The organism is Candidatus Thiodictyon syntrophicum (genome assembly GCF_002813775.1).
Lineage (GTDB): Bacteria > Pseudomonadota > Gammaproteobacteria > Chromatiales > Chromatiaceae > Thiodictyon > Thiodictyon syntrophicum.
This window is the reverse complement of sequence record NZ_CP020370.1, coordinates 5,469,352-5,494,523: the sequence shown is the minus strand read 5'-3', so window position 1 is coordinate 5,494,523 and position 25,172 is coordinate 5,469,352. Positions and strand designations below refer to the sequence as shown.

The window sequence follows — 25,172 nt, the reverse complement described above, 5'->3', positions numbered from 1 at the left end:
CACAGGTAGCAGCAGGGTGCGCGATGAAACCTCGGTCAGGACCGCAACCGCAGAATCTGCTCGATCTCGACGTCCTGCAACTCAATGGGGTTGGTCTTCATGCTGGAGCCGCGTGAGTTCGCGACGATGCGGGCGAAATCCGCCTCTGCCACGCCTAACGCCGAGAGGCCCGGCAGGTTCAGGCGTCGGGTCCATTCCTCCAAGGTGCTCAACAAATAGTGACGGGCGGCAGCCTCGTCGGCGCTCGGGTCGGCCCCGAGCAGGCGCCCGACGAGGGCGTATTTGACGAGCGCCGGATGGCCCGGTGCCCGTGCCTGCATCGCCTCGCAATTGACCCGCGTCGCCGCTGCCACCAGGGTGCCGCACACAACGCCGTGGGGGATGGGAAAGAGGGAGCCCAGCGGCTGGGCCAGTCCGTGCACCGAACCAAGCCCGGCCTGGGCGAGACAGATGCCGGAGAGCAGCGCGGCCAAGGCCATCCGGGCACGCCCGGCGGCGGCGTCCTCGCCCCCCCGATACCAGGCGAACAGGCCGTCCCGCACGGCCGCGAGTCCGGCCAGGGCCAGCGCGTCCGTGACCGGATTGGCGCGGGCGGAGACATAGGCCTCCAGCAACTGGGTGAAGGCGTCCATGCCGTTGGCGGCGATCAGGTCGGGCGGGCAGCCGGCCAGCAGGTCCGGATCGACGATGGCGTAGTCGGCCACCAAGGTGTCGTCGCGGAATGATTTCTTGAATCCGTCGGGACCCTGGCGGGTGAGTACGGCGTTCTTGGTCGCCTCCGAGCCCGTGCCCGCCGTGGTGGGGACGGCGATGAAGGGTGTGGCGGGGCCGCGATAGGGCAGTTCCGGGCCCACGCCCTCCAGGTGGTCCATCACGGTATTGCCGGGTTTGAGCAGGCCCGCGATGGCCTTGGCGGCGTCCAGCACGCTGCCGCCGCCGATGCCGATGACCAAATCGAATGCGCGCGTCCGCTGGTCGCGCACAATGGCGTCGACCTCGTCGGGCGAGGGCTCGCCCGCGATGCGGACGAGGTCATAGTGGAACTGGCCCTGGTCGAGTGCCCGTTGCAGCGCGTCCCACTGGGCCGTGGCGGTGAAGGAGAGGCCGCCGGTCACGATCAGCAGCCGCTTGCCGTAGCGGGCGGCGATACCGGGCATTTGGGCGATGCGGCCGGGGCCGAACTCGATGCGCGGCAGGCGGGCGATGGAAAAGGGTGTGATCATGTCAGCCTGCGGGAAAAAGTCCGGTCATGGGCACACCCTGGCGCGGCTGCGCCATCATGGGTGCGACGGTATCGCGCCACACGGCATAGTGCGCGGTCTCTTTGTGCGCGGCGGCGTCCGCGGCGCTGCCATAGGCCTCATAGAGGACGAAGTGGCCTGGGTCGGCCGGGTTCTGGAGTACGTCGAAGCGCCGGTTGCCCGGCTCCTTCACCGAGGCCTCGTGATTGGCGCGGCTGGCTTCGATGAAGGCGTCGCGGTGGTCGGGTTTGACGTGGACATGGACTAGCGTGACGTGCATGAGATGATCCGCGAAGATGGTGACGTGGTGACCGGGATTCCGGTTACGTTGCCGTTGTCGCAATCGAATAATCCGACCACGATTACGACAACGACAACGACAACGACAACGACAACGATGCCCGGTCGGTGAGAACGTCCGGTCGCTGTAGGGTGCTAATCGTGTACCCGGCGCCGCCGTCGTGGCAGCTTGGCGGGTAGGCGATGCGTACCCTACGACATGTGCGTTAACACATCAGTTCCGATCGCACCCGGCCGCGCGGGGAAGTTTACTCAACCAGTCGGAAAATATATACTAGCAGGTTATTTTCCCGGGGTAGCCGCCCCTTCGGAGTGCCTGAGCCATGCGCCTGATCCAGGAAGCACTGACCTTCGACGATGTCCTGCTCGTCCCCGCCCATTCCCGGGTGTTGCCCCACGAGGTCAGCTTCCAGACCAAGCTGACCCGCGACATCGTGCTGCGGATCCCGCTGGTCTCGGCCGCCATGGACACGGTGACCGAGTCGCGCCTGGCGATCGCCATGGCGCTGGAGGGCGGCATCGGCATCATCCACAAGAACATGAGCCTGGAGCGTCAGGCGCGCGAGGTGCTGTCGGTCAAGAAGTACGAAAGCGGCATCATCCGCGACCCCATCACCGTGTCGCCGGACGTGACTGTGGGCGAGGTGCTGCGCCAGACCCGGGCGCACAACATCTCCGGCGTCCCGGTCACCGAGCACGGCAAGCTGGTCGGTATCGTCACCGGCCGCGACCTGCGCTTCGAGACCCGCATGGACGAGCCGGTCTCCGCCATCATGACCCCCAAGGAGCGCCTGGTGACGGTCAAGGAGGGGGCGAGCCGGGAGGAGGTGGTACGGCTCCTGCACCAGCACCGCATCGAGAAGGTGCTGGTGGTCAACGACCGCTTCGAGCTGCGCGGCCTCATCACCGTGAAGGACATCCAGAAGGCCAAGGACTTCCCCAAGGCGTCGCGCGACCACCACGAGCGCCTGCGCTGCGGGGCGGCGGTCAGCGTCGGCCGGGGCACGGACGAGCGGGTCGCCGCCCTCGTGGAGGCCGGGGTGGACGTGATCGTGGTCGATACCGCCCACGGCCATGCCCAAGGCGTCCTGGACCGGGTCGCCTGGGTCAAGAAGAACTTTCCGGCAGTCCAGGTCGTCGGCGGCAACATCGCGACCGCGGACGCCGCCCGGGCGCTCGCCGAGGCCGGGGCGGATGCGGTGAAGGTCGGGATTGGGCCTGGCTGTTTCGCGGCCGGTACACGCATTCTGATGGCTGATGCCAGCTACCGGAACATCGAGGATGTCCGCCCCGGTGATCGGGTGATCAATCGGGATGGGCAACCGGTGACCGTCGTGAAGGCCTGGTGCACGGGGATGCGCGAGGTCATGCAAATTCGCCACACCGCCTCACTCTGGGGCACGCTGGCCACCCCTGACCATCGCTATCTCATGGGCGATCTCGCCACGACCAGCGCGGCGACGGTGACATCGAAAGGCTACGCCAACGTGTTGGACAGGCCCACGCGACAGGGTGCCTCGAACATCGGCTGGAGCGCCATCGGCGAAGTCGAACGCGGCACCTGCCTGTTTCCGCGCCAGGTCGCGTTCGAGCTGCCCGAGCGTATCGCCATCGACCTGACCGGGTTCGCCATTCGCAAGGACCTGCAGTTGGCCCGCTATCACACTGCCATCCGTGATTCCTATGCGCTCGGCTATCTCTTTGGAACCTTTCTCGGCGATGGCCATGCCGTCATCGCCGCGTCCGGAGATTCCGAAACGGGTCGGGTCTCCTGGTATTTCGGCGAGCATGAACAGGCCATCGCGACCAAGCTGATCCAGTGTGTCCAGGAGGTGACTGGGGTCGCACCGGTGCAGACGCCTGGACCTGCGATCATCACCGTCCATTTCTATTCGCTCCAGTGGGCGCGTTTGCTGGCGCGGCTGGGCAAGGCCCATGAGAAACGGTTGCCGCCCGATCTGCTGTGCGCCAATCCGGACTATCTGCAAGGACTGTTCGATGGGCTGCTGGACAGCCACGGCTCTATCGGTGCGGACGGGCGGACCTGTTTCGGTAACACCTCGCGCTCGCTGGTCGAACTCTTCAGCCTGCTCTGTCTGCGCCTCAAGGGCAGCCTGCCGAATTGCCATGTCGAAGCGGCACCCGCCGGTGGGCTGACAGGTACCTGCGACGCGAACTGCCGTGACTCTTACCGCGCCCGCCTGAATGTCTCCCATGATAAGCGGCTGATCGAGGACTATCAGGTCCTGCAACTGCTCGATCGGCAGCCGCTGCATCTGGCGCTGCCCGTCTACGACATCGAGGTCGATTGTCCGACTCATAGTTTCATCGCCGATAATGCGATCGTGCATAACTCGATCTGTACCACCCGCATCGTCGCTGGGGTGGGAGTACCCCAGATCACCGCCGTCGCCAATGTCACCGAGGCCCTGGAGGGCACCGGTATCCCGGTGATCGCCGACGGTGGCCTGCGCTATTCCGGCGATGTCGCCAAGGTGATCGCGGCCGGCGCCCACAGCGTGATGATCGGCGGCCTCTTCGCCGGCACCGACGAGGCCCCGGGCGAGGTGGAGATCTATCAGGGCCGCTCCTACAAGTCCTACCGCGGCATGGGCTCCCTGGGGGCCATGGGCGCCAAGGAGGGGTCGAGCGACCGCTATTTCCAGGAGGACTCGGAGAAGGACAAGCTGGTCCCCGAGGGCATCGAGGGGCGGGTGCCCTACAAGGGCAGTGTGCTCAATGTCATCCACCAGTTGGTCGGCGGCCTGGGGTCAGGCATGGGTTATACCGGCTGCGCCACCATCGAGGAGATGCGCACCAAGCCGCAGTTCGTGCGGGTGAGCAGCGCGGGGATGCGCGAGTCCCATGTGCATGATGTGCAGATTACCAAAGAAGCCCCCAATTATCGGATTGATAATTGATTTCTTGCGCCGGATTGCGCTTGAGGCGCAATCCGGCGCAAGAAATCAATATGGGTTTTGGCGATTCGAGCCATGCTGTGGCTACCGGCTACCGGCTACCGGCTACCGGCTACCGGCTACCGACTGCCGGTCCGCTGGCGCCGGTGTGAGTGAGCCCCGAAGGCAATGCCGTTTAGTTATGCGCGAGGCGGTCCGGCGCGGGCGTCTCGTTCCCACGCTCCTGCGTGGGAATGCCGGGCGGGCGCTCCGCGTCCCGTCTTATCAATGGACGCGGAGCGCCCGCCCTTGCTCCCACGCAGGAGCGTGGGAGCCAGCCTTAACGGCATCAGCCCCGAAGGGGCGTGACATACCAGCCCAGGGCAACGCCCTGGGTTGCGCCGGAGAGAATGTCCAGCCCTGTAAGGGCGTGACATAAATCCGGCACTTATTAGTGAACCGTTCCTTACCGCTCAAGTCTTCAACATGACCGTGTCACCCCCCGCTTCCTCTGCCGGAACATCAAGTAAACCATGTCCAACATCCACGCCGACCGCATCCTGATCCTGGACTTCGGTTCCCAATACAGCCAGCTCATTGCCCGGCGGGTACGTGAGGCGGGGGTCTATTGCGAGCTTCATCCCTGGGACCTGGCGCCCGCGGCCATCCGCGCCTTCGCCCCCAAGGGCGTGATCCTTTCCGGCGGCCCGGAATCGGTCCATGAGGCCGAGACACCGCGGGCCGATCCGCTGGTCTTTGAGTTGGATGTACCGGTGCTCGGCATCTGCTACGGGCTGCAGACCATGACGGCCCAACTCGGCGGTCAGGTCGCCCCGGCCGATCACCGCGAGTATGGCTATGCCCAGGTGCGCGCCCGCGGTCACTCCCGCCTGCTGGATGCCATCGAGGACCACCTGAGCCCCGAGGGCTACGGTCTGTTGGATGTCTGGATGAGCCATGGCGACCGGGTGGAGTCCCTGCCGGCCGGCTTCAGCGTCATCGCCGAGACCCCGAATGCCCCGCTGGCGGGCATTGCGGACGAGGCCCGCGGCTTCTACGGGCTCCAATTCCATCCGGAGGTGACCCATACCCGCCAGGGCGGGCGCATCCTGGAGCGCTTCGTCCACCGGATCTGCGGCTGCGCCCGGCTCTGGACCCCGGACAACATCATCGCCGACAGTCTCGCGGCCGTGCGCGCCCAGGTCGGTGGCGATCAGGTGCTGCTCGGGCTCTCGGGCGGGGTCGACTCCAGCGTGGTCGCCGCCCTGCTGCACCGCGCCATCGGCGACCAGCTCACCTGTGTCTTCGTCGACAACGGGCTGTTGCGGCTGGGGGAGGGCGACCAGGTGATGGCCACCTTCGCCCGCCACCTGGGGGTCAAGGTCATTCGGGTGGACGCCGCCGATCGGTTCCTCGATGCACTCAAGGGCGTGACGGACCCGGAGCACAAGCGCAAGGTCATCGGCAACACCTTCATCGAGGTCTTCGACGACGAGGCGACCCGCATCACCGAGGTCCGCTGGCTGGCCCAGGGCACCATCTACCCGGACGTGATCGAGTCCGCGGGCGCCCGAATGGGAGCCGGGCCCGGGAAGGCAAAGGTCATCAAGTCGCACCACAATGTCGGCGGCCTGCCGGACCACATGAACCTCAAGCTGGTCGAGCCGCTGCGCGAACTCTTCAAGGACGAGGTACGGCGCATCGGCGTCGAATTGGGCCTCCCGGTGGAGATGGTCTACCGCCACCCCTTCCCCGGACCGGGCCTGGGGGTACGCATCCTGGGCGAGGTCCGCCGCGACTACGCCGAGACCCTGCGCCGCGCCGACCACATCTATATCGAGGAACTGTATCGGGCCGACCTCTATGACAAGGTCTCCCAGGCCTTCGCCGTGTTCCTGCCGGTGCGCTCAGTCGGCGTGGTCGGGGACAACCGCCAATACGCCCATGTCATCGCCCTGCGCGCGGTGGAGACCATCGACTTCATGACCGCGCGCTGGGCGCACCTGCCCTATGAGTTCCTGGATCTCGTCTGCCGGCGCATCGTCAATGAGGTCCCCGGTGTCTCGCGCGTGGTCTATGACATCACCGGCAAGCCGCCGGGTACGATCGAGTGGGAATGATCCTCGACCGGAGGTCGACGCTTTAGCGGGCGGCGCCGCGTCCGGCTGAAGCCTCGACCTCCGGTCTGTGGTGTGGGTACAAAGTTATCCGGAGTTCACCTAAGTCAAGCGCCGCAGCAAGCGCCTGGAGGCATTGGAGCGCGCCAAGGCTGAAGCCTTGGACTCCAGGCGGAGGGAGCAGGGTCCGCGCGTTCGGCTTGACTCAACGGCAGTGCAGCGGCGCTTGGGTGCGGGTCAATCTGTCGTGATCGCGGCCCAGTCAGGGCGCGGCGCCCCCCGCCGGCTTGGCCGAGGCGCGCCGCGCAAAGCCCTCGCGCATCCGCGCCAGCGCGGCGCGGCACGCCTTGACCTGCCAACCCTTGGCGATGAACAGCTCGAAATCGGCGACCGGGCCCTGCGTCAAGGCTGCGGCGTCCGGGATCTGTGCGATGGACGCGTCGTAATAAGGCTGAGCGCCGACCGGGTCGCCCGCCAGCAGATAGGTGTGTCCGAGGTTGATGGTCCAATTCACATCGGTCGGGGCCAGGCGATGGGCCTGCTCGGTGGGCGCCCGGGCCTCGGCGAAGCGGCCGAGCCGGATCAGGGACCAGCCCAGGGCGCCCTGCGCATCGGCGTCGTCCGGGTTTAGCTTGGCGGCCTCGCGGTAATCGTCCGTCGCGAGGTCCAGGTGCCCTTGGGCGTCGTGGACCTGGCCGCGCAGCCCGAGCGCGGCGGCGGTCTCGGCCGCTCGCCGCGGGTTCGACGGATCGGCGCCCGCCAGGCGTCGGGCGATGGCGAGGCCCTTGTCCGTGGCCTCCAGCGCCTCCGCGGTCTCGTCGGCGGCGAGTCGGACGCGGCTGATTCTGAGGTAGCTGGCGAACAGGTCGCGCTGCCACTCGCCGTTGCCCGGGTCGGCAACGGCCAGGCGCTCGCGGATGGCGAGTGCCTGCCGGTAGGCCTCGCGGGCGGCGGCGGTGTCGCCCAGGGTGAGGGCGAGGTCGCCGAGCTTGTTGTGGCTGACGGACAGGTCGCGCTGCCACTGGCTGTTGCCCGGGTCGGCGGCGGCCAGGCGCTCGCCGATGGCGAGGGCCTGCCGGTAGTGCTCGCGGGCGGCGGCGGTGTCGCCCAGGGCGAGGGCGAGGTTGCCGAGCCTGCTGTGGCTGGCGGACAGGTCGCGCTGCCACTGGCTGTTGCCCGGGTCGGCGGCGGCCAGGCGTTCGGTGATCGCGTGGGCCTGCTGGTGGGCCTCGCGGGCGGCGGCGGTGTCGCCCAGGGCGAGGGCGAGGTCGCCGAGCTTGTTGTGGCTGATGGACAGGTCGCGCTGCCATTCGCTGTTGCCCGGGTCGGCGGCGGCCAGGCGCTCGCGGATGGCGAGTGACTGCCGGTAGGCCTCGCGGGCGGCGGCGGTGTCGCCCAGGGCGAGGGCGAGGTCGCCGAGCTTCTCGTGGCTGACGGACAGGTCGCGCTGCCACTGGCTGTTACCCGGGTCGGCGGCGGCAAGGCGCTCGCGGATGGCGAGTGCCTGCCGGTAGGCCTCGCGGGCGGCGGCGGTGTCGCCCAGGGCGAGGGCGAGGTCGCCGAGCTTGTCGTGGCTGATGGACAGGTCGCGCTGCCACTCACTGTTGCCCGGGTCGGCGGCGGCCAGGCGCTCGCGGATGGCGAGTGCCTGCCGGAATGCCTCGCGGGCGGCGGCGGTGTCGCCCAAGGCGAGGGCGAGGTTGCCGAGCTTCTCGTGGCTGACGGACAGGTCGCGCTGCCACTCACTGTTGCCCGGGTCGGCGGCGGCCAGGCGCTCGCGGATGGCGAGTGCCTGCCGGAATGCCTCGCGGGCGGCGGCGGTGTCGCCCAGGGCGAGGGCGAGGTCGCCGAGCTTCTCGTGGCTGATGGACAGGCCGCGCTGCCACACACTGTTGCCCGGGTCCGCGGCGGCACGCCCCCGCGTGACATCCAGCAACCGCTGCATGGTCTCCTTGGCCCGCCCGGTGTCGCCAAGCTGCATCCAGGCGTCGGCCGCGCGCTGGAGGTTTGCGGCTTGATGGTGCTGGGTGTTGGCATCGGCCGGGTCCAACGCCAGGAGCCGGTCGAGCAGCGCGACGTTGTTCCGGATGAGTTCGCCCAGGACCTGGCTGGTCCCGGCGACCTTCGCGAGCTTGTCCACCGTCTCATAGGTGCGCTGGGTGATGGCGTCCAGCGCGATCAGCTTCTGCCGCTCGGCCAGGGCCTCGGCCTGGCGCGCCCACCAGGCGGCGCCGAGTGAGGCGAGGGTCAGCAGCAGCAGGCTGGCCAGGGCCCCGCCGCGCAGCAGCCGTTCCCGCCCCGCCAGTCGGCGCGCGGCCCGGTAGAAGCGGCCCTGCAGGGGGCTCAGCGCCGCCCCCTCGCGCCCGGCATAGCGGCGCAGCAGGTCCAGGTCCGGCCGGCGCCACAGGAGGCCCGCGGCCGCGCCCTGTTGCTCCCAGTGCCTGGCTGCGGCGTCCAGCCGGGCGAGCAGGCGCAGGTCGTCACGGTCGGCGGCGAGCCAGTCGCGCAGGTCGCCCCAGTGGGCGATCAGTGCGTCGTGGGTGATCTCGACCTGGTCGCGCCCCTGCGCATCGCGCCCGAAGGCGAGGAAGCGGGCGTCGGGCGCGGCGAAGCGGCGCAGGATGGCGAGCAGCGCGGGGCGCGACTCGCCCTCGACGAGCAGGTCGTCGATCGCCACCCGGCGGCGGGTGTCGGGTCCGCCCTCGCCGAGTTGGACCAGCCGCAGCAGGCAGCGCCGGGCGGTGCGTTGCGCGTCCGGGGTCAGCCCGTCATAGACCTGCTGGGCGCGCCCGGCCAGGGCCCCGCCGACCCCGTTGCAGGCACGCAGCGTCTCCTCCGGCGGGCGCCCGGCCGCGAGCCCGCGCCACACCTCGCTCAGGGCGTATTGCAGCAGCGGCAGGGCGCCCTCGCGGCCGAGGCTCTGCGCGAGGAGCAGGTCGACGACGGCCTGGTCCAGCGGCCGGCCGGCCAGGCGTGCCGGCTCGGCGATGGCCAGGCGCAGCCCGGGCTCGTCCAGGGCCGGCACCAGGTGGCCCTGGCGGGTGACGAGCGCGTTGAAGGCGGGGAAGCGCTGGGTCTCGCCCAGGAAGTCGCTGCGCAGGGTGAGCAGCAGCGCGAGCCGGGGCGCCGGGTCCGTGACCGCGGCCAGCAGGTTGTCGAGGAACAGCCCCTGCTCGGCCGGGTCCTGGCACAGGCTGAAGACCTCTTCGGCCTGGTCGAGCAGGAGCACCAGCGGGGTCTGTGCGTGCGCCCACAGCAGGGCGGCGATGCGCGTCAGGCCCAGGGCGTCGGCGCCCAGCAGGGCGCGGAACTCCGCCGCCTTGCCGGCCGGGGCCGGGTCCTCGGGCAGGGCGTGGCGGGCCAGGGCCTGCGCGAGGGCGTCGAGCGGACGATGGGTGGGGGTGAGGGTGAGCAGCCGACACGGCAGGCGCGACGTGATCAGGGGCAGCAGGCCGGCGCGGGCCACCGAGGACTTGCCCGAGCCCGAGGGGCCGACCAGCGCGAGCAGGCGTGCCGGACCCGCGGCCAGCGTGAGGAACGCGGGCAGGAGTTCCCGCTCCAGCAGGGCCTCGCGGCCGAAGAAGCGCCCCGCGTCCTTTTCCTCGAAGGTGTCCAGGCCCAGGTAGGGGTTGGGGGCCAGGGGCGCCGGGGGCGCGCCGGGCGCGGTGCCGGTTGGAGTGCCGGCGGGCGGGTCGCCGAAGCCCTGCCGGTACTCGACCACGTACCAGTGGAGCACCGCGGCCAGTGCGACGAAGGCCTGTCCGACCTCCAACTCCGTGACGGGCTTGGGGTGGGCGCCCAGGTTGCCCAGTTGGTTGAGGTAGACCATGGCGGCCAGGGCCGACGCGGGCACCGCTTCTTTGAGCCTGGGCAGCAGCCCGACCAGCGGCTCGGTGCCGCGCGCCCGCCCGAGGTCGTGCTCGCACACCTCGATGACGATGACCTCCAGTGCCCGACGCGCCCGCACCAGCGCGGCGACCAGGTCGAGACTGTTGAGCGCGGCGCCCAGTTCCTCTTCCAATGCCAGTGCCCGGCCGCGCAGTCGGTCGTAGTAGGCCAGGAGTGCCTGTCGCTCGTGCTGCCAGTCCGCCATCGTCGGGATACCCTATATGCTCATGCAGGCCGCGCTTTCCCCGGCATTTTTAGCATAAAAACGGTGTTGGTGTCGGTGGGGTGCGATCAGAACTGATGTGGTGACCGAGATCCCGGGTACGTTGTCGTTGTCGTTGTCGTTGTCGTAATCGAATAATCCGACAACGACAACGACAACGACGCCCGGTCCGTGAGAACGTCCGGTAGCTGTAGGGTACGCGATGGGTACCCTACGACAGGTGCGTTAAGACATCAGTTCTGATCGCACCCGTGTCGGCGGGACCGCGACACGGTTCAAGGCGAAGGCGTTAGACTAGGCCGGTTACGCCGCGCCGCGCTGAGCGTGGCGCCGGCCTCGACCATGCTCCCGGGGGGTGGCACATCGCCCCGGTGCGCTTTTTCAGCCTTATATTGCAGTGCTAGCGGGATGGCCGGGATCATGCTCGAGGCCGCGTCGTCGATACCATCGGGCGAGGACATCCACTGGATGCAAGAGGCCCTGGCGCTCGCCGGGCGGGCCGCGGGGCAGGGCGAGGTCCCGGTCGGCGCCGTGCTGGTCCTCGCCGGCGCTCCCATCGGCGAGGGCTGGAACTGCCCCATCGGCGCCGCCGACCCCACCGCCCACGCCGAGGTCCAGGCCCTGCGCGACGCTGCCCGGCGCAGCGGCAACTACCGGCTCCCCGGCTCCACCCTCTATGTGACCCTGGAGCCCTGCGTCATGTGCGCCGGGGCCATCATCCACGCCCGGGTGGAGCGGGTCGTCTACGGCGCCCCGGACCCCAAGGCCGGGGCCTGCGGCAGTGTCTTCGACCTGTTGCCCGCGGACGGCCGCTTCAATCACCGCACGCGCTGCTCGGGCGGCGTGCTCGCGGACGCCTGCGGCGAAACCCTGCGCGCCTTCTTCCGAGCGCGGCGCCAGGATGCCGGGGGGCGCCGGTGAAACCCGCCTGGACCGCGCGGGCTGCAATCCCGATCCTGCGAAAAATGATCGTGGCTGCACTAAACTACAAGCGAAAAGGACACTTCGCCGTGGCGGTGGGCACTTCGGACTTGACAGCTTCAGCCAAACTCGTACAATAGTTGGCTTCTAAAGCGGGAATAGCTCAGTTGGTAGAGCACAACCTTGCCAAGGTTGGGGTCGCGAGTTCGAGTCTCGTTTCCCGCTCCAAATCGATCAGGGTCGCTCATCGAGCGGCCCTTTTTTTTGCGCGGCGCAAAGTGACTGACGATGAACGCGATTGAACGGGCCGCGGCTGGGTTGGGTTTGGGCCTCCTGCTGGCGACCGGTGCCGACGGCCCCTTCGCGGCCACGCCAACCGTCGCCCAGGTGCTCGCCGCCTGCGCGCGCGGTGCGGCCAACGGCGACCGGGGTGTCGATGCGGCCATGTGCGAGTGGTACACCGCGCCCTGCGGGTGCAAGCCCGGGCAGGTCGACGGCTCCGTCTACCGCTGGTGCCTGCCCGTCGATGAATCGACGCCCACCACGGTCCGCAAGGTCATCGCCGAACTGCGCCGCGCGCCGGATCAGACGGCTGCCATCGATCGCGTAGTCCCGGCTATCCTGGCGCGGCTCTATCCCTGCACCCCCGGCGGGCCGGAGTGATTTGCGCCCAACAGAAAGAGGATTTGGCCGCAAATGAACGCAAATAAGCGCAAATAAATCTACTGGTTAGCATCGTCGTGGGCGTCATCCGAACGGTGCACATGCAGTGAAGGCCAAGTCTCTGATTATTTGCGTGAATTTGCGTTCATTTGCGGCCAAACTGCTTTTTCCTGGTTCACGGCCGTCGGGCTGACTGATCCCCAAAAAAACACCCCCGCACGGCGCGCCAGTGCGGGGGCGTCTTGATCGCTTCAGCGAACGGCGACCGGTTGGTCGATCACTTCTCCTGCGCGGCAGGCACGATCGTGGCCGCCTTCTTCAATTCCGCAATCTTGGCTGCCATCCGCTTCTGGCCTTGCGTCTCAGTCAAATACTGCACGATCTTGGCCTGGACCTCGGCGAAGGGAACGGTCTGCGCCTCGGTCTTACCCGTCGACTTGATGATGTGATAGCCGAACTGGCTCTCCACCACCTCGCTCAGGTCGCCCGGCTTGAGTCCAAAGGCCGCATCCTCGAATGGCTTGACCATCTGGCCGCGACTGAACTCACCCAGGTCGCCACCCTGCTTGGCGCTGGAATCGGCGGACTCCTGCTTGGCCACCTCGGCAAAGTCGGCGCCGCCCTTTAACTTTGCCAGGAGGTCATCGGCCTTTTTCTTGGCCGCCTGCTTTTCCTCGTCCGTGGCCTTGGGTGCGAACTTGATGAGGATATGGCTGGCACGGACGGATTCCGGCTTCTTGAACTTGTCGAGATTCTCGTCATAAAAGGCCTTCGCCTGCTCGGTGGTGACGGCAGGCTCCGCGGCGGATTGCTTCGCGATGTACGCGCCGATTACGACATCGCGCTGCAGCAGGTCCTTCAACTCCTGCTCCGTGATCCCGTTTTTCGTGAGCGCCTTGGCAAGGTCCTCCGGGTTGGGGAACTGCGCCTTCACCTCGTCGAACTTGGCCGCGACCTGCTTGTCGAGGTCGGGAACCTCCTCCTTCTTGGCCGCCTGATACAGCACCTCCTCCGTGACCATCTGTTCCTGGGCGGCCTCTTCCATCTTTTTCTTCTGAGCGGGATCGGTCGGCGCCGACATCCGGTTCTGGGCCAGAAACGCCTGGGTGGCACGGTCCAATTCGGTCCGGGTAATGGCCACGCCGTTGACCGTCACGACGACTGCCGTGGGCTGGGCGGCGGGGGCCGCCGCCGCGGCCGCGGCCGGGGCCCCTTGCGGCGCGGCGGCGTCGGCAGCCGCGGCCATTTCGGCGCCGTAGAGGGCCGCCGTCATGGCGGTGAGGGCAAAAAATCCAGTGCTGATACGCATGTAGGCAGTCTGCTCGGTGAGTCGAAAGTGAAGCGACAACAATACCAATTTTCCGGAACGGCGGAAACCTGGATTTGGTTCTTGGACCTGCCAGCCGGCAAGATTCTGCGGATGCAGTCTGAATTTCTCGGACTTCTTGATCCTGCGGCTGAAAATGTGCTGAACCGGGTTCCAGCTTCTTACGTAAGATCATACATAAGATCTTACATGATATTTTACGTGTTGACGTAGCTATATCAGACACCTAAGCTCAGCCTCGTCCCAACTGATAGAGGCATCGATCATGACTTACATCAGTCCTGAAGCCGTTCAAGGACCTAAGAACAGGGTCTCCAACGTGCGTGTCATCTACGACGCCGGCCCGGGAAACGCGGCGGTTGCGCGGCTCGAATGCGACGGCCAACCCAGTGTCGGGCTGCGCTGGAACGGCGACGAAGGTCGCCCGCTGGGTAATCCACAGAGCCGGGGGAATCCGACCTGGTTCATAGTCCCGGCCGCGTTCCAGGACGTGGTGGTGGAGCGTGTCCGGCAACTCGTGCCGGAGTCGGAGGAAGAAGCTGCCTATCGCGCCATGGCGGCAGACACCGAACGCGAGGCCGCGGCGCTGGACTGGAGCAATGCGCTGATCGGAGACCTGAACCGTGCGGCGGGGTGAAGTCTGGTGGGTGAACTTCGACCCGGCCGTGGGCGGCGAGATCAAAAAGCGCCGCCCGGCGGTGATCGTCAGCAATGATCTGGCGAATCGCTTCCTGAACCGGGTGCAGGTCGTGCCCTTTACCAGTAACACCGACCGGCTCTATCCGAGCGAGGCCAGGGTCAGCATTGCGGGGACCCTCAGCAAGGCCATGGCCGACCAACTCACCACGGCGGACAAGTCAAGACTCCTGGAGCAGATCGGGAGCCTCTGTGCCGCTGACCTGCGCGCGGTCGAGGGTGCGATCCGGGTCCAGTTGGGGCTTTAGAACCTCACGCGTGAACTGCTCGAGCCGCTGCGCGTACTGTTGCGCGCCAATGGGCGCACGGGCAGTCCCATCGCGGCCCGGATCAACCTGGGGCGACTGGCCGTCCCGCTGGGCCTGGCTCTTGTGACCCTGCGAGCGCCCTGGGCAGGCGCGCCCCGCCGCGCGCGCTCGGGGATCATTGAGTCGGTTCGGTCGGCCGTCGGGCCGACCCCCAAACCGGCCCGGCTGTACCGCGGCCCGGTGGCTATCGTTACGCGGCCCAGTCTGACTGCTACACTTAGCCAATCTATGTTAGCTAAGCATCCCGTTCGACCGGATGCTGATCGCCCAAGCCCAGATCGAAGGACTCATACTGGTCAGCAACCAGACCCTATTCGATCACTTCGGCGTACAGCGACTCTGGTAGCATTCGCCCACCGACAACCGCGTCGAGAACACACATGACCGCATTGACCCTCGCAATCCCCGATTCCGCGTTATCCGCCCTGCGGCGTTCGCCGACCGAATTCGGCCGCGAGATGAAACTGGCAGCGGCCATCCACTGGTACGGGCGTGGCCTGATGTCACAGGAACGGGCGGCCGAGTTGGCGGGGATGAACAGACGCGATTTCATTCGCGCGCTTGCGCGCGAAGGTATCGATGTCTTTATCCTTGATGACGACAGCCTCGCGCGGGAACTCGGTCAGGCTGAAGGCGGAGCGGCTGTCGCGATATGAGCGAGCGCCCGATGCGCCTGGTGGTGAATACGTCGCCCTCCATTACGTTTGCGATTTCTGCCGACGCTTGCTCGGCGGGTCTTTCGACCGTTGGCACGAGGAGGCGCTCGCGGTGGCCTGGGAATGGCAGTGGCTGCGGTCGCAGGATCGCTGGAATTCATTTTACGGGCTGATGCACCCGACCTTGCGGCGGATCGTCGTTCAGGCCATGTTCGACCATCGCGCGCCTGGTTATCGCGACTGGCAGCAATTCGCCAGTCAGACCAACTTTCACGATGCCGTGACCGCTTACCTTTACCCGGCCAGTGCGCAGACCTTTGTCGGTACGGCGTTCAATTTCGGGGCCTGGGCGGTGGCCCATGTGCCGGATGACGCAAACCGGGCCTGGGATGAGCGTGCGATCAGGTCCCGACCTCGCTGGAAACCTTCAGGACTTCGAGTGTGACCCGGCTGACGCCCTTGCTCACCAGGCCGATTTCGCTGGCGGCGGCGCGCGAGAGGTCGATGACGCGACCCCTGGCGTAGGGTCCGCGGTCGTTGATGCGTACTACCACACTGCGACCGCTGCGGGAGTCGGTCACCCGCACCCGGCTGCCGAGCGGCAGGGTCTTGTGGGCGGCGCTGAGTTCCCCCTTGTTGTAGCGGGCGCCGCTGGCGGTGCGCCGGCCGTTGAAGCGGTCGTGGTAGTAGGAGGCCATGCCCGCCTGGGCCTTGCCGGCGGGGCCGGCGGCCGTGGCTTCGGTGCCGATCAGGAGCAGGGCTGCGATCAGGGCGCTGGAGACCAGGGTCTTGTTCATAGATATCAACCGTCGGTTGCGTGCCGGGCGGCGGTGCCGATCCTTGAAGCCCAGGTCTGGGCAGGGGGTACCGCTGGCCGGTCGTTTACTGATGGCGGGGAGTTTAGGGGGAAACCCTAATGGGGTAAACCCTAACGCAGCTTTTTCTTATGAACGCGGATGGGTCGGTAAGGGTTCACTGATGTGCCGCTGGGGCGGTCGAAGCGGGTGGGCGTCGCCGTTGCTGGGGTCGCCCAGGGCCCCGGGCGGTCGGCGAGAAAATTTATACTTGTCGGTGCGGTGGCGCGCTTTTGTCAATAATCGCGTGAACTGGGGCGCGGGTCTCAAAGGCCCCCCAAGTCGGCCCGAGCGCGGCCCCCCGCGGGTCCAGGACCGGCGGTTATCGACAGCTACCGTTCGTCGGATAGCGCGAAACCGGACCCGGCCGAGTCGGGTAGGTGCAGGTATCCGTCCTGGATCCGGGGCGGGGCGCCGAGGTCGTCGCGCAGCCAGTCGGCCGTGGCCAGGCCCTGGGGGATGGGGCTGCCGATGGCGGCGGCGAGTTGGGCGGTCGGCCAGAGACCCGCGGCGGACTCCACCAGGCTGGTGATGACGACCTCGATCCCGGCGGTCTGGAGCCGCCGGGCGATTGAGAGGGTGCGGTGCAGGCCGCCGATGGCCGCGGGCTTGAGGATGATCCGGCGCACCGGCAGCCGGGCCGGGTCGAGGGTGTCGGCGTGCGCCGCGACGGATTCGTCCAGGGCCAGGGAGAAGGGGGCGATGGACTGGAGTGCGGCCAGGGTCGGCCAGTCGGGTTCCTGCAGGGGCTCCTCCAGTGACTCTACGGGCAGGTCGGCGAGGGCGCTGATGACCTGTCTGGCCGCGGCCGGGTCCCAGGCGCCGTTGGCGTCCAGACGCAGGCGCAGCCCCGGGGGCAGGGTGGCGGCGAGGTCGCGCAGGCGTTGCAGTTCCAGTTGCGGCGTCGTCATGCCGACCTTGAGCTTGACCACCCGAAAGCCTGCTCGGGCGGCGCGGGCGAGGTCGCCCGGATGCGTCTCGCTGAGCGGCCCCAGGGCGGCATTGACCGGGACCCGGTCGCGCGCGGACGCGGTGAGGCGGCGGCGCAGGCTGGTGTCGGCGAGGCGGCTCGCGAGGTCGCAGAGGGCGCACTCCAGGGCGAAATCGGCGGCCGGGGTGGGGCTGCGGGGGGCCCGGGCCAAGGCGGCGAGGGTCTCGTCCAGGTCGAGCGCCCCGGCGGCCAAGGCGCCGAGCCGGCGTTCGGCCATCTCCGGGCTTTCGGTGCCGGCGGCGGGCAGGGGGGCGCAGTCGCCATAGCCGCGCAGCCCCTGGGACTCTGCGATCACCAGCCAGCCGCACCGCGCCGGAAAGCCGCCGCGGGCGCTGGCCCAGGGGCGGGTCAGCGCGAGCCGGTAGGGGACCAGCCCCAGTTCCACCCGCGGTGAGGCCGTCATCACAGAAAGAGTATTTGGCCGCAAATGAACGCAAATAAGCGCAAATAAATCTGCTGGTTAGCATCGTCGCGGGCAGCCCCCGGACGGTGACATGCAGCAAAGGCCAAGTCTCTGATTATTTGCGTCAATTTGCGTTCATTTGCGGCTAAACTGCTTTTTCTTGGGTCATCGGGCGGGCGCTGCGCCGCTCAGGTGCGGCCACCCAGGGCGAAGCCGCCGATCAGGAGCAGGGTGAGCAGGGCCTGGTACAGACCGGTCTGACCGAGCATGGTGTTGAGCGCCGCGCCGCGGGCGCCGCGATAGAGGCGGGCGATCAGCACCAGGGCCAGGGGCAGGGCGCCGAGCCCGAGCCAGGTCGCCCCGGGGAGCCCGGCGCCCAGCACCAGGACCGGCGGCAGGAGCAGCAGCAGGGCATAGAGGACCCGGGCCTGTGGGCGTCCCACCACCTGGCAGAGGGTGCGCCGACCGGCCGCCCGGTCGGTCTCCAGGTCGCGATAGTTATTCAGCAGCAGCACCGCCGCGGCCGGCAGGCCCAGGGCGAGCCCCAGCAGCAGGGCCGGCCAGTTCAGGGTCAGGGTCTGGAGGTAGTAGCTGCCGGCCACCGAGGCGAGGCCGAAGAAGGCGAGCACATAGACCTCGCCGAAGGGGCCATAGGCGATCGGGCGCGGGCCGCTGGTATAGGCATAGCCGCTGACCAGCGAGGCGACCCCGATCGTGAAGATGGGCCAGCCGCCCCGCGCCACCAGGAACAGGCCGAGCAGGAAGGCGAGGCCGAAGGTCAGGTGCGCGGCAGTGCGGACCTGGCGGGCGCTGAACCACCCCTGCGCGGTGGCGCGGGGCGGGCCGACGCGCTCCGGGGTGTCGGTGCCGCGCTCGAAGTCCGCCGCGTCATTGTGCAGGTTGGTGCCGATCTGGATGGCCAGCGCGGCGGCCAGGGTGGTCAGCGCGACCAGCGGCGCCAGACGGCCGGTGTCCGCGACCCCCAGGGCGATGCCGCCCACCACCGGCGTGGCCGCCAGCAGCAGGGTCTTGGGGCGCGCCGCCGCGATCCAGCGGCCGAGGGTCGAGGCCGTGCCGCCAGCCGCCTTGCCGACCGGCTCGGTCGGTTCCAAGGCGAGCGTTGCGGTGTAGCTGTCTGGGTGTTGTTGCATGTTCAACCAGTGTGCGAGAGCGGCTGTCGAAGGTCACCCGAAGGCAACAAAAAATCCTGTTTATCCTATAAAGAGGAATTATCCACAGATGAACACAGATTATCACAGATGATTCATTAGCTTACGCTTGACGGGGGACTCACCTTGCCGGTCACTGTAACAATAGCGATAAGCGCATGACTATCGGAAGAAAATCTGTGTCCATCTGTGTCCATCTGTGGATTTTAGGTTGATTGGCCCGCGTCGGCACCCATGGCTGTTGATCAAGGCCGCCGCGGAAACTTGCCGAAGTCCGGCGCCCGGCGCTCCAGGAAGGCATCGCGCCCCTCCTGCCCCTCGGCCGTCATATAGAAGAGGGCGGTGGCGTTCCCGGCCAGTTCCTGGATGCCGGCGAGCCCGTCGGTGTCGGCGTTGAAGGCGGATTTGAGCATCCGCAGCGCCGTCGGCGACAACTCCAGCATGGTCCGGCACCAGTCCAGCGTGACGGACTCCAGTTCGGCCAGCGGGACCACGGTGTTCACCAGGCCCATGTCCAAGGCCTCGGCGGCATCGTACTGGCGGCACAGGAACCAGATCTCCTTGGCCTTCTTGAGGCCCACGGTGCGGGCCATGAGGCCGGCACCGAAGCCGCCGTCGAAGCTCCCCACCCGCGGCCCGGTCTGGCCGAAGCGGGCATTGTCCGCGGCGATGGTCAGGTCGCAGATCAGGTGCAGCACATGTCCGCCGCCGATGGCGTAGCCCGCCACCATGGCCACCACCGGCTTGGGCAGGGTGCGGATCTGGCGTTGCAGTTCGAGCACGTTCAGGTGTTCGACCCCGGCCTCGTCACGGTAGCCCTCGTCGCCGCGGATGCGCTGGTCGCCGCCGGAGCAGAAGGCCAGGTCACCGGCACCGGTGAGGATGATGACGCCCACCCCGCGGTCCAGGTGGGCGCGGTGGAAGGCGTCGATCAGTTCCTGCACCGTCTGCGGGCGGAAGGCGTTACGGACCTCCGGGCGGTTGATGGTGATCTTGGCCACGCCCGCGCAGTGCTGGTAGAGGATGTCGGCGTAGGTCGCTCCCGGCGGGGTCTCCCAGTCTGCGGTGGGCTGATCGGCGGGCTGCTGCATTCGTGTTGACTCCAGACTTTTGAGCGAAAAACGTCAAGTCCGCATGGTGGTTAAGGCGCGCGGTACGGTGTCGTGGGGATTGGCACCGCGGCAGTGCCCGTGACGCATCGGTCCCGGCGATGACCCCAACGGGGTCATACATACTAGCCCAGGGCAACGCCCTGGGATCCTGGAATTGAACCTGTCAGCCCTGAAAGGGCGTGACATAACGATCTTGTTTCGCGGTCGATTCCTGATGTCACGCCCCTTCAGGGCTGGATCCCACTGAACCGCAAACCCAGGGCGTTGCCCTGGGCTGGTATGTCTCGCCCCTTCGGGGCTTGCGTCATTCGCGAAGCTGAAGACCAAACGGTACTAACCGATCAGGGTAGCCGCGGCGACGCGCCGCCGAAAGGCCAGATGGACCTCCCGGCTCTGGTCGGCGTCGATCATGACCTCGATGATGAGTCCCGGAGCGCCGGTGAGACCCTCGGCCAAGGCCTCGCGCCAGCCGGTGGACGCGGCGACCCGCCGGTGGCGCAGCCCGCCGGCGTCGGCCAGAGCGTCGATGGCGACCGGGCGCGGGGTACGCCACAGGCGCTCGAAGTCCGGCAGGCCGTGCTGGGGCAGATAGTCGAAGATCCGGCCGCCGCCATTATTGAGCACGATGCAGGGTCGGTCGAGCCGGGCGGCGAGCAGCAGACCGGAGAGGTCGTGCAGAAACGACAGATCGCCGAGCAGGCCGGTGGTCGGCACCCCTGCGGCGTTGAGCCCGGCCAGGGTCGAGAGCTGCCCGTCGATGCCGCTGACCCCCCGGTTGCCGAAGACCTTGAGCGGCGCCTCCCGCGTGCCGGACCAGGTCTCGAACTGGCGGATCGGCAGCGAGTTGGCGCACAGCAGGCCCTCCCCCGCCGGCAGGGCGGCCACCAGGTCGCGAATCAGGTGGGCCTCGCACCAGGGGGCCGTCGCCAGATAGTCCGTGGTCAGGGCGGCGAGCCGCTCCTCGGCCTGGGTCCAGTGCCCGAGCCAGGCGGGGTCCGCGGGGGCGGGCGGGTCCGCGGCCAGGGCATTGCACAGGGCGCTGGGGTCGAGGGCGAGGTGCACAGACCCCTCCCGCGCCAGGTCGTGGGCCGGATCGGACCAGCGCTCGGCCGGGTCCACCAGGATGGTCGGGAGGCCGGGCAGCCATTCGAGCACGGTCTTGGACACCGGCGCCCGGCCGTAGCGCAGCACCCAGTCGGGCCTCAAGGCCGCCGCGGCCGCGGCGTTGCGCACGATCGATTTGTAGCGGGTGATGCGCGGCGAGGCGGCGCCTGAAAGGTCGAGGCCGGGCGCGGCGCCGAAGCGCAGCCCGGACAGGGGGTCGGCCAGGACCGGGACGCCGAGCGCGGCGCCAAGCCGCAACACGGCCGCGGGGAAGCCGGGCCGCGGGGAATCGGGTCCGCAATAGATCAGGCCGCGTCCCCGCAGCCGTGCCTTGAGCCCCGGCGGCAGGGTGAGGGACACCGTCACGCCGTCTCCGGCCCCGTCGTCGCCCGGCCGCGGGTCGGGGTCCGGCAGGGTGCAGTCGGTCCGCGGTACCAGGGGCTCGCGCAGCGGCAGGTTGATGTGTACCGGCCCCGGTCGGCGGCCCTGGCTCACCGCGGCGGCGCGCCGCCCCAGCGCGTGCAGGGCGCGGCGGGCGGCGGCGGTGTCCACCGGTGCCCCGGGGTCATGGAACTCGCGCACCTGGGCGCCGAAGAGCCGGGTCTGGTCGGTGGTCTGGTTGGCGCCCCAACCGCGCAACTCCGGGGGGCGGTCGGCGGAGAGCAGGACGAGCGGCACCCCGGCCTCGCTGGCCTCCATCACCGCCGGGTACCAGTGGGCCGGGGCGCTGCCGGAGGTGGCCAGCAGCGCCACCGGGCGGGCGCCGGCACGGGCCAGGCCCAGGGCATAGAAGGCGGCGCTGCGCTCGTCCAGGATCGGGGTCAGGGTGAGGGCCGGGCATTGCTGGGCCGCCAGGAGCACCGGGGTGGAACGCGACCCCGGCGACAGGACCAGGTGGCGCACCCCGCTGGCCAGCAGTCCGTCGAGCAGCGCCAGGCACCAGCGCACGCCGACCCAGGCCGGGTCGCCGTCCGCGGCCGACGGGGGGCTGGCCGCGCTCATGCGAACTGCAGGGCGGTGGCGACGGCGGCGAGCTTGTGTCCGGTCTCGCGCCATTCGGCCAGGGGGTCGGAGCCGCGCACGATGCCCGCCCCGGCATAGAGCCGGGCCTCATCACCGCTCACCTCGGCATAGCGCAGCAGCACCCAGAGGTCGGCGTTCAGCCGGCCGCTCGGGTCCGGCTCCAGGATACCCGCGGCGCCGGTGTACCAGCCACGCTCCAGGGGCTCGACCCGGTCCAGCCAGTCCCGGGCCGCGGCCTGGGGCTTGCCGTTGGTGGCCGGGGTCGGGTGCAGGCGGGTGGCGAGGGTGAACAGGTCGGTATCCTCGCGCAGGCGGCCGCTCAGGGGGCTCCACAGGTGCTGGGCATTGTGCAGTTGCATAACGCCTGGGGCCGCGGGGACCCTGACCTCGTCACAGCAGTCGTCCAACACGGCGCGCACCGCCTCCACCACCATGGCGTGCTCGCGCCGCTCCTTGTCCGAGGCGCGCAGGGCCGCCGTCAGGGCGGCATCCGCGGCGGCGCTCGCGGAGCGGGCGGCGGTGCCGGCGATGGCGTCCACCTCTACCTGCCGGCCGACGACGCGCACCAGGCGCTCCGGGGTGGCGGCCACGAAGCGGGTGCCGTGCCGGCGGATGCTGATGACCTGGCAGGCCGGAAACAGATAGGCCAGGGCGGCGAGGAGACGCCGCGGGTCAAAGGACCGGCGTCCCTTGAGCCCGAGTCGGCGGCACAGGACCACCTTCTCCAAGGAACCACGGCGGATCTCCGCCAGCGCCTCCTGCACCAGCGCCTGCCAGTCGGCGAGGCCCGGCAGGCTGCCCAGCGCGGTCAGCGGGCTGGGGGTCAGCGGCTCGGGCAGCGGGGCGGCGAGTGCCGTCACCAACTGCGCCAGCCAGCCCCGCCAGCGTTCCCTCAAGATACCCGGGGCGACCGGCAGCGGCGTCGTCAACACCAGCGCCGACTGGCCGGCGCGCGTGCACAGACCGAGTTCCGGCAGCCAGAGTAGGGCGTTGGGGAGTTCGGCCCCGGCCTGGGGCGGGCGCGCGGACCGGGCCGGCGACGGCGAGGCCGCGAAGCCCAGCAGCGCGAAGCCGGCGAAACCGGTCTCGTCCGGGTCGTACTGGTGCCAGTGTCGGATCAGGGTCTGGGCCCGCGCGCGCAGCGTCTCCAGCCGCCCGGGTCCCTGGGCGGTCCACTGTGCCGCCATGCCGCAGCCCGCGCGCAGTTCACCCTGTTGGCCGTGGGTGAAGCTGAAGCCCGGGTGTCCCAGTTCCGGCGCCAGGGTGAGGGTCCGGGGCAGTTCGAGAATCAGGGAGGCGAAGCCGCCGGCGGTGGCGGTCGGGAGCAGGCCGATGGTCTCGTCGAGCCGGGCCTGCAATTGATCCAAGAGGGCAAGGGGTGCGAGCATCTGATGACCTGACTGGCGGAAGCCTGACACCGGCCGCGGGCCGCCGCGCCCGCGGGACCGCGGCCGGGCTGGCCGGCGTAGATCCTTGGGGCACTGGTCGGCGGCAGCGCGCCCGGTGTAACGGGTCGCAGTCTAACGCAACGTCAACCCCGGAAGACACCCGCCGCGCTGCCGCGGGTGCGATCAGAAGCGAGTCGCTGACGAGGATGACGAGGTCGATGATAAATTCGATGATGAAGAACCAGGATTCGCTTGCTGGTCGGTCGACCCCCGCCGGTGCGGGGCACGGCGACAGCCCGGTCCCAACCCCGGGTGCGCCCGGCTTTGCCCTGGCCCCGTGGACGGCTGGCCCCGGTCTCGCCCTGATCCAGTCGGCGGGGCCTGACGACGGGTCGGCAGACCTATGCTGGACCTACGATCGCCTCGCCGCGCGCGTCGTCGCGCTGGCGGGTGAACTGCGTTCTCAAGGGTTGGCGCCCGGCCAACTGGTCGCGGTGCCGGAGCGGCCGACGGTGGGACTGGTCCTGATGCAGCACGCCCTGGCCCAGGTCGGCGCGGCCCTGTTGCCCATGCGCCTCGCGGTGGACGACCCCGGCTCAGGACCGCTGTTGGCGCTGACCGGTGCCGAGTGGGGTTGGCGTTGGGACGGGCAGGCCGACGGCCGTCTCACCCCTCTGGACCGGGTTCGTGGGCAGGGGGGCGCGCTGCCGCCTGCACCAGCCCCGGCGCCGGTCTGGCCCTCCCCCCTGGCCCTGGTGGTGGAGACCAGCGGCAGCACCGGCATCCCGCGGGCGGCCATGTTGACCCAGCACAATCTGCTGGCCGCCGCCGCCCTGAGCAATCGGCACCTGGGCCTGAGCGCCGGCGATTGCTGGCTCTGCTGCCTGGCGCTGCGCTATATCGGTGGGCTGTCCATCACCTACCGCTGCGCCCTGGCTGGGGCCACGCACCTGCTCCACGAGGGCTTCGACCCGGAATTGGTGGCCCTGGACCTGGAGCGCCGGGCCGTCACCCACCTCTCCCTGGTCCCGCCCATGCTGGCGCGTCTGCTCGCCCTGGGACGGCCGCCACCGCCCGCCCTGCGGGTGCTACTGGTCGGCGGCCAGTCGCTCAGCACCCAACTCGCGGGGCAGGCCATTGCGGCCGGCTGGCCGCTGCATCTGACCTATGGAATGACCGAGACCGCGTCACAAGTGGCCACCTCCGGGCGCCTGCGCGTGCCGCCCGCCGCGGGCCTGGTGGGTCGGCCCCTGGCCGGGTTGGAGGTCGACTGCCCCGCGGGCCCCGACGGACCGACCCCCCTGCGGGTCCGGGGATCAGTGGTCATGGCCGGCTATGCCAATCCGGGGCGGCGGCCCGGTCTGGGTCTCGTCGATGGCTGGTTCACGACCTCAGACCTTGGCCGCCGGGGGGAGGACGGCGCTTTGTGCATCCTGGGGCGCGCCGATGAAGTGCTGGTCACCGGCGGGGTCAAGGTGAACCCGGGGTGGGTGGAGTCGCTCCTTGCCGGGGCACCGGGGGTCGGGGAGGTGGCGGTGGTCGGGGTCGCGGACCCGGTGTGGGGCCAGCGGCTGGTGGCGCTCTACACCGGGGAGGCGACGCCCGTGGCCCTGGATGCCTGGTGTCGGGCCAATCTGGCGGGCTCGCAGCGCCCGCGGGCCTTTCGGCCCCAGGCCGCGTTGCCGCTCCTGAACTCCGGCAAGCTGGACCGTCGTCGCCTGCGGGTCCTGGCCCAAGAGCCCGGTTCACCTGGAGAGCCCGGCGCAGATGAAGTGCTTTGCCAAACGGAGGTACTTGCCCCGAAATCGCCCGGCGGGCCGCCCGTCTGAGCCGGTGCGCCGCCAGGCGCGACGCTACTCCCTTGGCCGCGGCTGGCGGCGGCGTCCCGGGC

At 69.0% G+C, this 25,172-nt stretch carries 18 protein-coding genes, 1 tRNA gene and 3 pseudogenes; 12 read left to right on the top strand and 10 right to left on the bottom strand.

Features of this window, described 5'->3' with window-relative positions; translation table 11 throughout:
• Positions 1-35 precede the first annotated feature (35 nt).
• Both THSYN_RS23275 and THSYN_RS23270 read right to left on the bottom strand, forming a co-directional pair.
• Positions 36-1,223 (bottom strand): iron-containing alcohol dehydrogenase, encoded by a 1,188-nt coding sequence (locus tag THSYN_RS23275; protein WP_100921234.1) that lies wholly within the window; start codon positions 1,221-1,223, stop codon positions 36-38.
• A 1-nt stretch (position 1,224) separates the two neighbouring features.
• Positions 1,225-1,521: an antibiotic biosynthesis monooxygenase gene (locus tag THSYN_RS23270; protein WP_100921233.1), complete on the bottom strand. Its 297-nt coding sequence runs from the start codon at positions 1,519-1,521 to the stop codon at positions 1,225-1,227.
• 343 nt (positions 1,522-1,864) lie between these two features.
• Between THSYN_RS23270 and guaB the strand changes: the two are divergent.
• From guaB to guaA, 4 genes and pseudogenes are all read left to right on the top strand, one after another.
• Positions 1,865-2,791: pseudogene (guaB, locus tag THSYN_RS23265) on the top strand (IMP dehydrogenase); the annotation flags it as partial.
• Positions 2,792-2,866: pseudogene (locus tag THSYN_RS37590) on the top strand (hypothetical protein); the annotation flags it as partial. It lies immediately after the preceding pseudogene.
• Positions 2,867-3,895: 1,029 nt separating this feature from the next.
• Positions 3,896-4,462: pseudogene (locus THSYN_RS23255) on the top strand (IMP dehydrogenase); the annotation flags it as partial.
• A 509-nt stretch (positions 4,463-4,971) separates the two neighbouring features.
• Complete coding sequence (gene guaA / locus THSYN_RS23250) at positions 4,972-6,558, top strand: glutamine-hydrolyzing GMP synthase (RefSeq protein ID WP_100921232.1); 1,587 nt, start codon at positions 4,972-4,974, stop codon at positions 6,556-6,558.
• A gap of 259 nt (positions 6,559-6,817) precedes the next feature.
• Here guaA and THSYN_RS36855 read toward each other — a convergent pair whose 3' ends face one another.
• Positions 6,818-10,648: an nSTAND1 domain-containing NTPase gene (locus THSYN_RS36855; RefSeq protein WP_100921231.1), complete on the bottom strand. Its 3,831-nt coding sequence runs from the start codon at positions 10,646-10,648 to the stop codon at positions 6,818-6,820.
• 438 nt (positions 10,649-11,086) lie between these two features.
• Between THSYN_RS36855 and tadA the strand changes: the two genes are divergently transcribed.
• The 3 genes from tadA to THSYN_RS23230 all read left to right on the top strand — a co-directional run bounded on the left by tadA (position 11,087) and on the right by THSYN_RS23230 (position 12,250).
• The gene (tadA, locus tag THSYN_RS23240) at positions 11,087-11,587 is read left to right on the top strand and encodes a tRNA adenosine(34) deaminase TadA (protein ID WP_100922558.1); all 501 of its coding nucleotides are present in this window, start codon (positions 11,087-11,089) and stop codon (positions 11,585-11,587) included.
• Positions 11,588-11,739: 152 nt separating this feature from the next.
• Positions 11,740-11,815: transfer RNA gene (locus THSYN_RS23235), tRNA-Gly, on the top strand.
• A 60-nt stretch (positions 11,816-11,875) separates the two neighbouring features.
• Positions 11,876-12,250 (top strand): Rap1a/Tai family immunity protein, encoded by a 375-nt coding sequence (locus tag THSYN_RS23230; protein ID WP_100921230.1) that lies wholly within the window; start codon positions 11,876-11,878, stop codon positions 12,248-12,250.
• 277 nt (positions 12,251-12,527) lie between these two features.
• Here THSYN_RS23230 and THSYN_RS23225 read toward each other — a convergent pair whose 3' ends face one another.
• Complete coding sequence (locus THSYN_RS23225) at positions 12,528-13,559, bottom strand: peptidylprolyl isomerase (protein ID WP_100922557.1); 1,032 nt, start codon at positions 13,557-13,559, stop codon at positions 12,528-12,530.
• A gap of 283 nt (positions 13,560-13,842) precedes the next feature.
• On the opposite strand from THSYN_RS23225, the gene THSYN_RS23220 reads away from it, so the two are divergent.
• From THSYN_RS23220 to THSYN_RS23205, 4 genes are all read left to right on the top strand, one after another.
• Positions 13,843-14,214 carry a hypothetical protein gene (locus THSYN_RS23220; RefSeq protein ID WP_157817881.1) on the top strand — a complete coding sequence of 124 codons (372 nt, stop codon included), beginning with the start codon at positions 13,843-13,845 and terminating at the stop codon, positions 14,212-14,214.
• Complete coding sequence (locus tag THSYN_RS23215) at positions 14,201-14,521, top strand: type II toxin-antitoxin system PemK/MazF family toxin (protein ID WP_100921228.1); 321 nt, start codon at positions 14,201-14,203, stop codon at positions 14,519-14,521. Before THSYN_RS23220 ends, THSYN_RS23215 begins: the two co-directional genes overlap by 14 nt.
• 440 nt (positions 14,522-14,961) lie before the next feature.
• Complete coding sequence (locus THSYN_RS23210; protein ID WP_100921227.1) at positions 14,962-15,237, top strand: UPF0175 family protein; 276 nt, start codon at positions 14,962-14,964, stop codon at positions 15,235-15,237.
• Positions 15,176-15,682, top strand: a complete 507-nt coding sequence (locus tag THSYN_RS23205) for a hypothetical protein (RefSeq protein ID WP_236848660.1) — start codon at positions 15,176-15,178, stop codon at positions 15,680-15,682. Before THSYN_RS23210 ends, THSYN_RS23205 begins: the two co-directional genes overlap by 62 nt.
• Here THSYN_RS23205 and THSYN_RS23200 read toward each other — a convergent pair.
• From THSYN_RS23200 to THSYN_RS23175, 6 genes are all read right to left on the bottom strand, one after another.
• Positions 15,639-16,034 (bottom strand): septal ring lytic transglycosylase RlpA family protein, encoded by a 396-nt coding sequence (locus THSYN_RS23200; protein ID WP_100921226.1) that lies wholly within the window; start codon positions 16,032-16,034, stop codon positions 15,639-15,641. The two genes, THSYN_RS23205 and THSYN_RS23200, sit on opposite strands and share 44 nt — an antisense overlap.
• A 389-nt stretch (positions 16,035-16,423) precedes the next feature.
• Positions 16,424-17,485 (bottom strand): o-succinylbenzoate synthase, encoded by a 1,062-nt coding sequence (gene menC, locus THSYN_RS23195; protein ID WP_100921225.1) that lies wholly within the window; start codon positions 17,483-17,485, stop codon positions 16,424-16,426.
• Positions 17,486-17,673: 188 nt separating this feature from the next.
• Complete coding sequence (menA, locus tag THSYN_RS23190) at positions 17,674-18,636, bottom strand: 1,4-dihydroxy-2-naphthoate octaprenyltransferase (RefSeq protein WP_100921224.1); 963 nt, start codon at positions 18,634-18,636, stop codon at positions 17,674-17,676.
• A gap of 263 nt (positions 18,637-18,899) precedes the next feature.
• Positions 18,900-19,745, bottom strand: a complete 846-nt coding sequence (gene menB / locus THSYN_RS23185; RefSeq protein ID WP_100921223.1) for a 1,4-dihydroxy-2-naphthoyl-CoA synthase — start codon at positions 19,743-19,745, stop codon at positions 18,900-18,902.
• 354 nt (positions 19,746-20,099) lie between these two features.
• Positions 20,100-21,872, bottom strand: coding sequence for a 2-succinyl-5-enolpyruvyl-6-hydroxy-3-cyclohexene-1-carboxylic-acid synthase (menD, locus tag THSYN_RS23180; RefSeq protein WP_100921222.1), 1,773 nt, complete (start codon positions 21,870-21,872; stop codon positions 20,100-20,102).
• Positions 21,869-23,281, bottom strand: a complete 1,413-nt coding sequence (locus tag THSYN_RS23175; RefSeq protein ID WP_100921221.1) for an isochorismate synthase — start codon at positions 23,279-23,281, stop codon at positions 21,869-21,871. The genes menD and THSYN_RS23175 overlap by 4 nt, the downstream gene beginning before the upstream one ends.
• Before the next feature lie 230 nt (positions 23,282-23,511).
• Here THSYN_RS23175 and THSYN_RS23170 point away from each other — a divergent pair, with 230 nt between their 5' ends.
• Positions 23,512-25,110 (top strand): class I adenylate-forming enzyme family protein, encoded by a 1,599-nt coding sequence (locus THSYN_RS23170; protein ID WP_236848659.1) that lies wholly within the window; start codon positions 23,512-23,514, stop codon positions 25,108-25,110.
• The last annotated feature ends 62 nt before the right edge of the window (positions 25,111-25,172 follow it).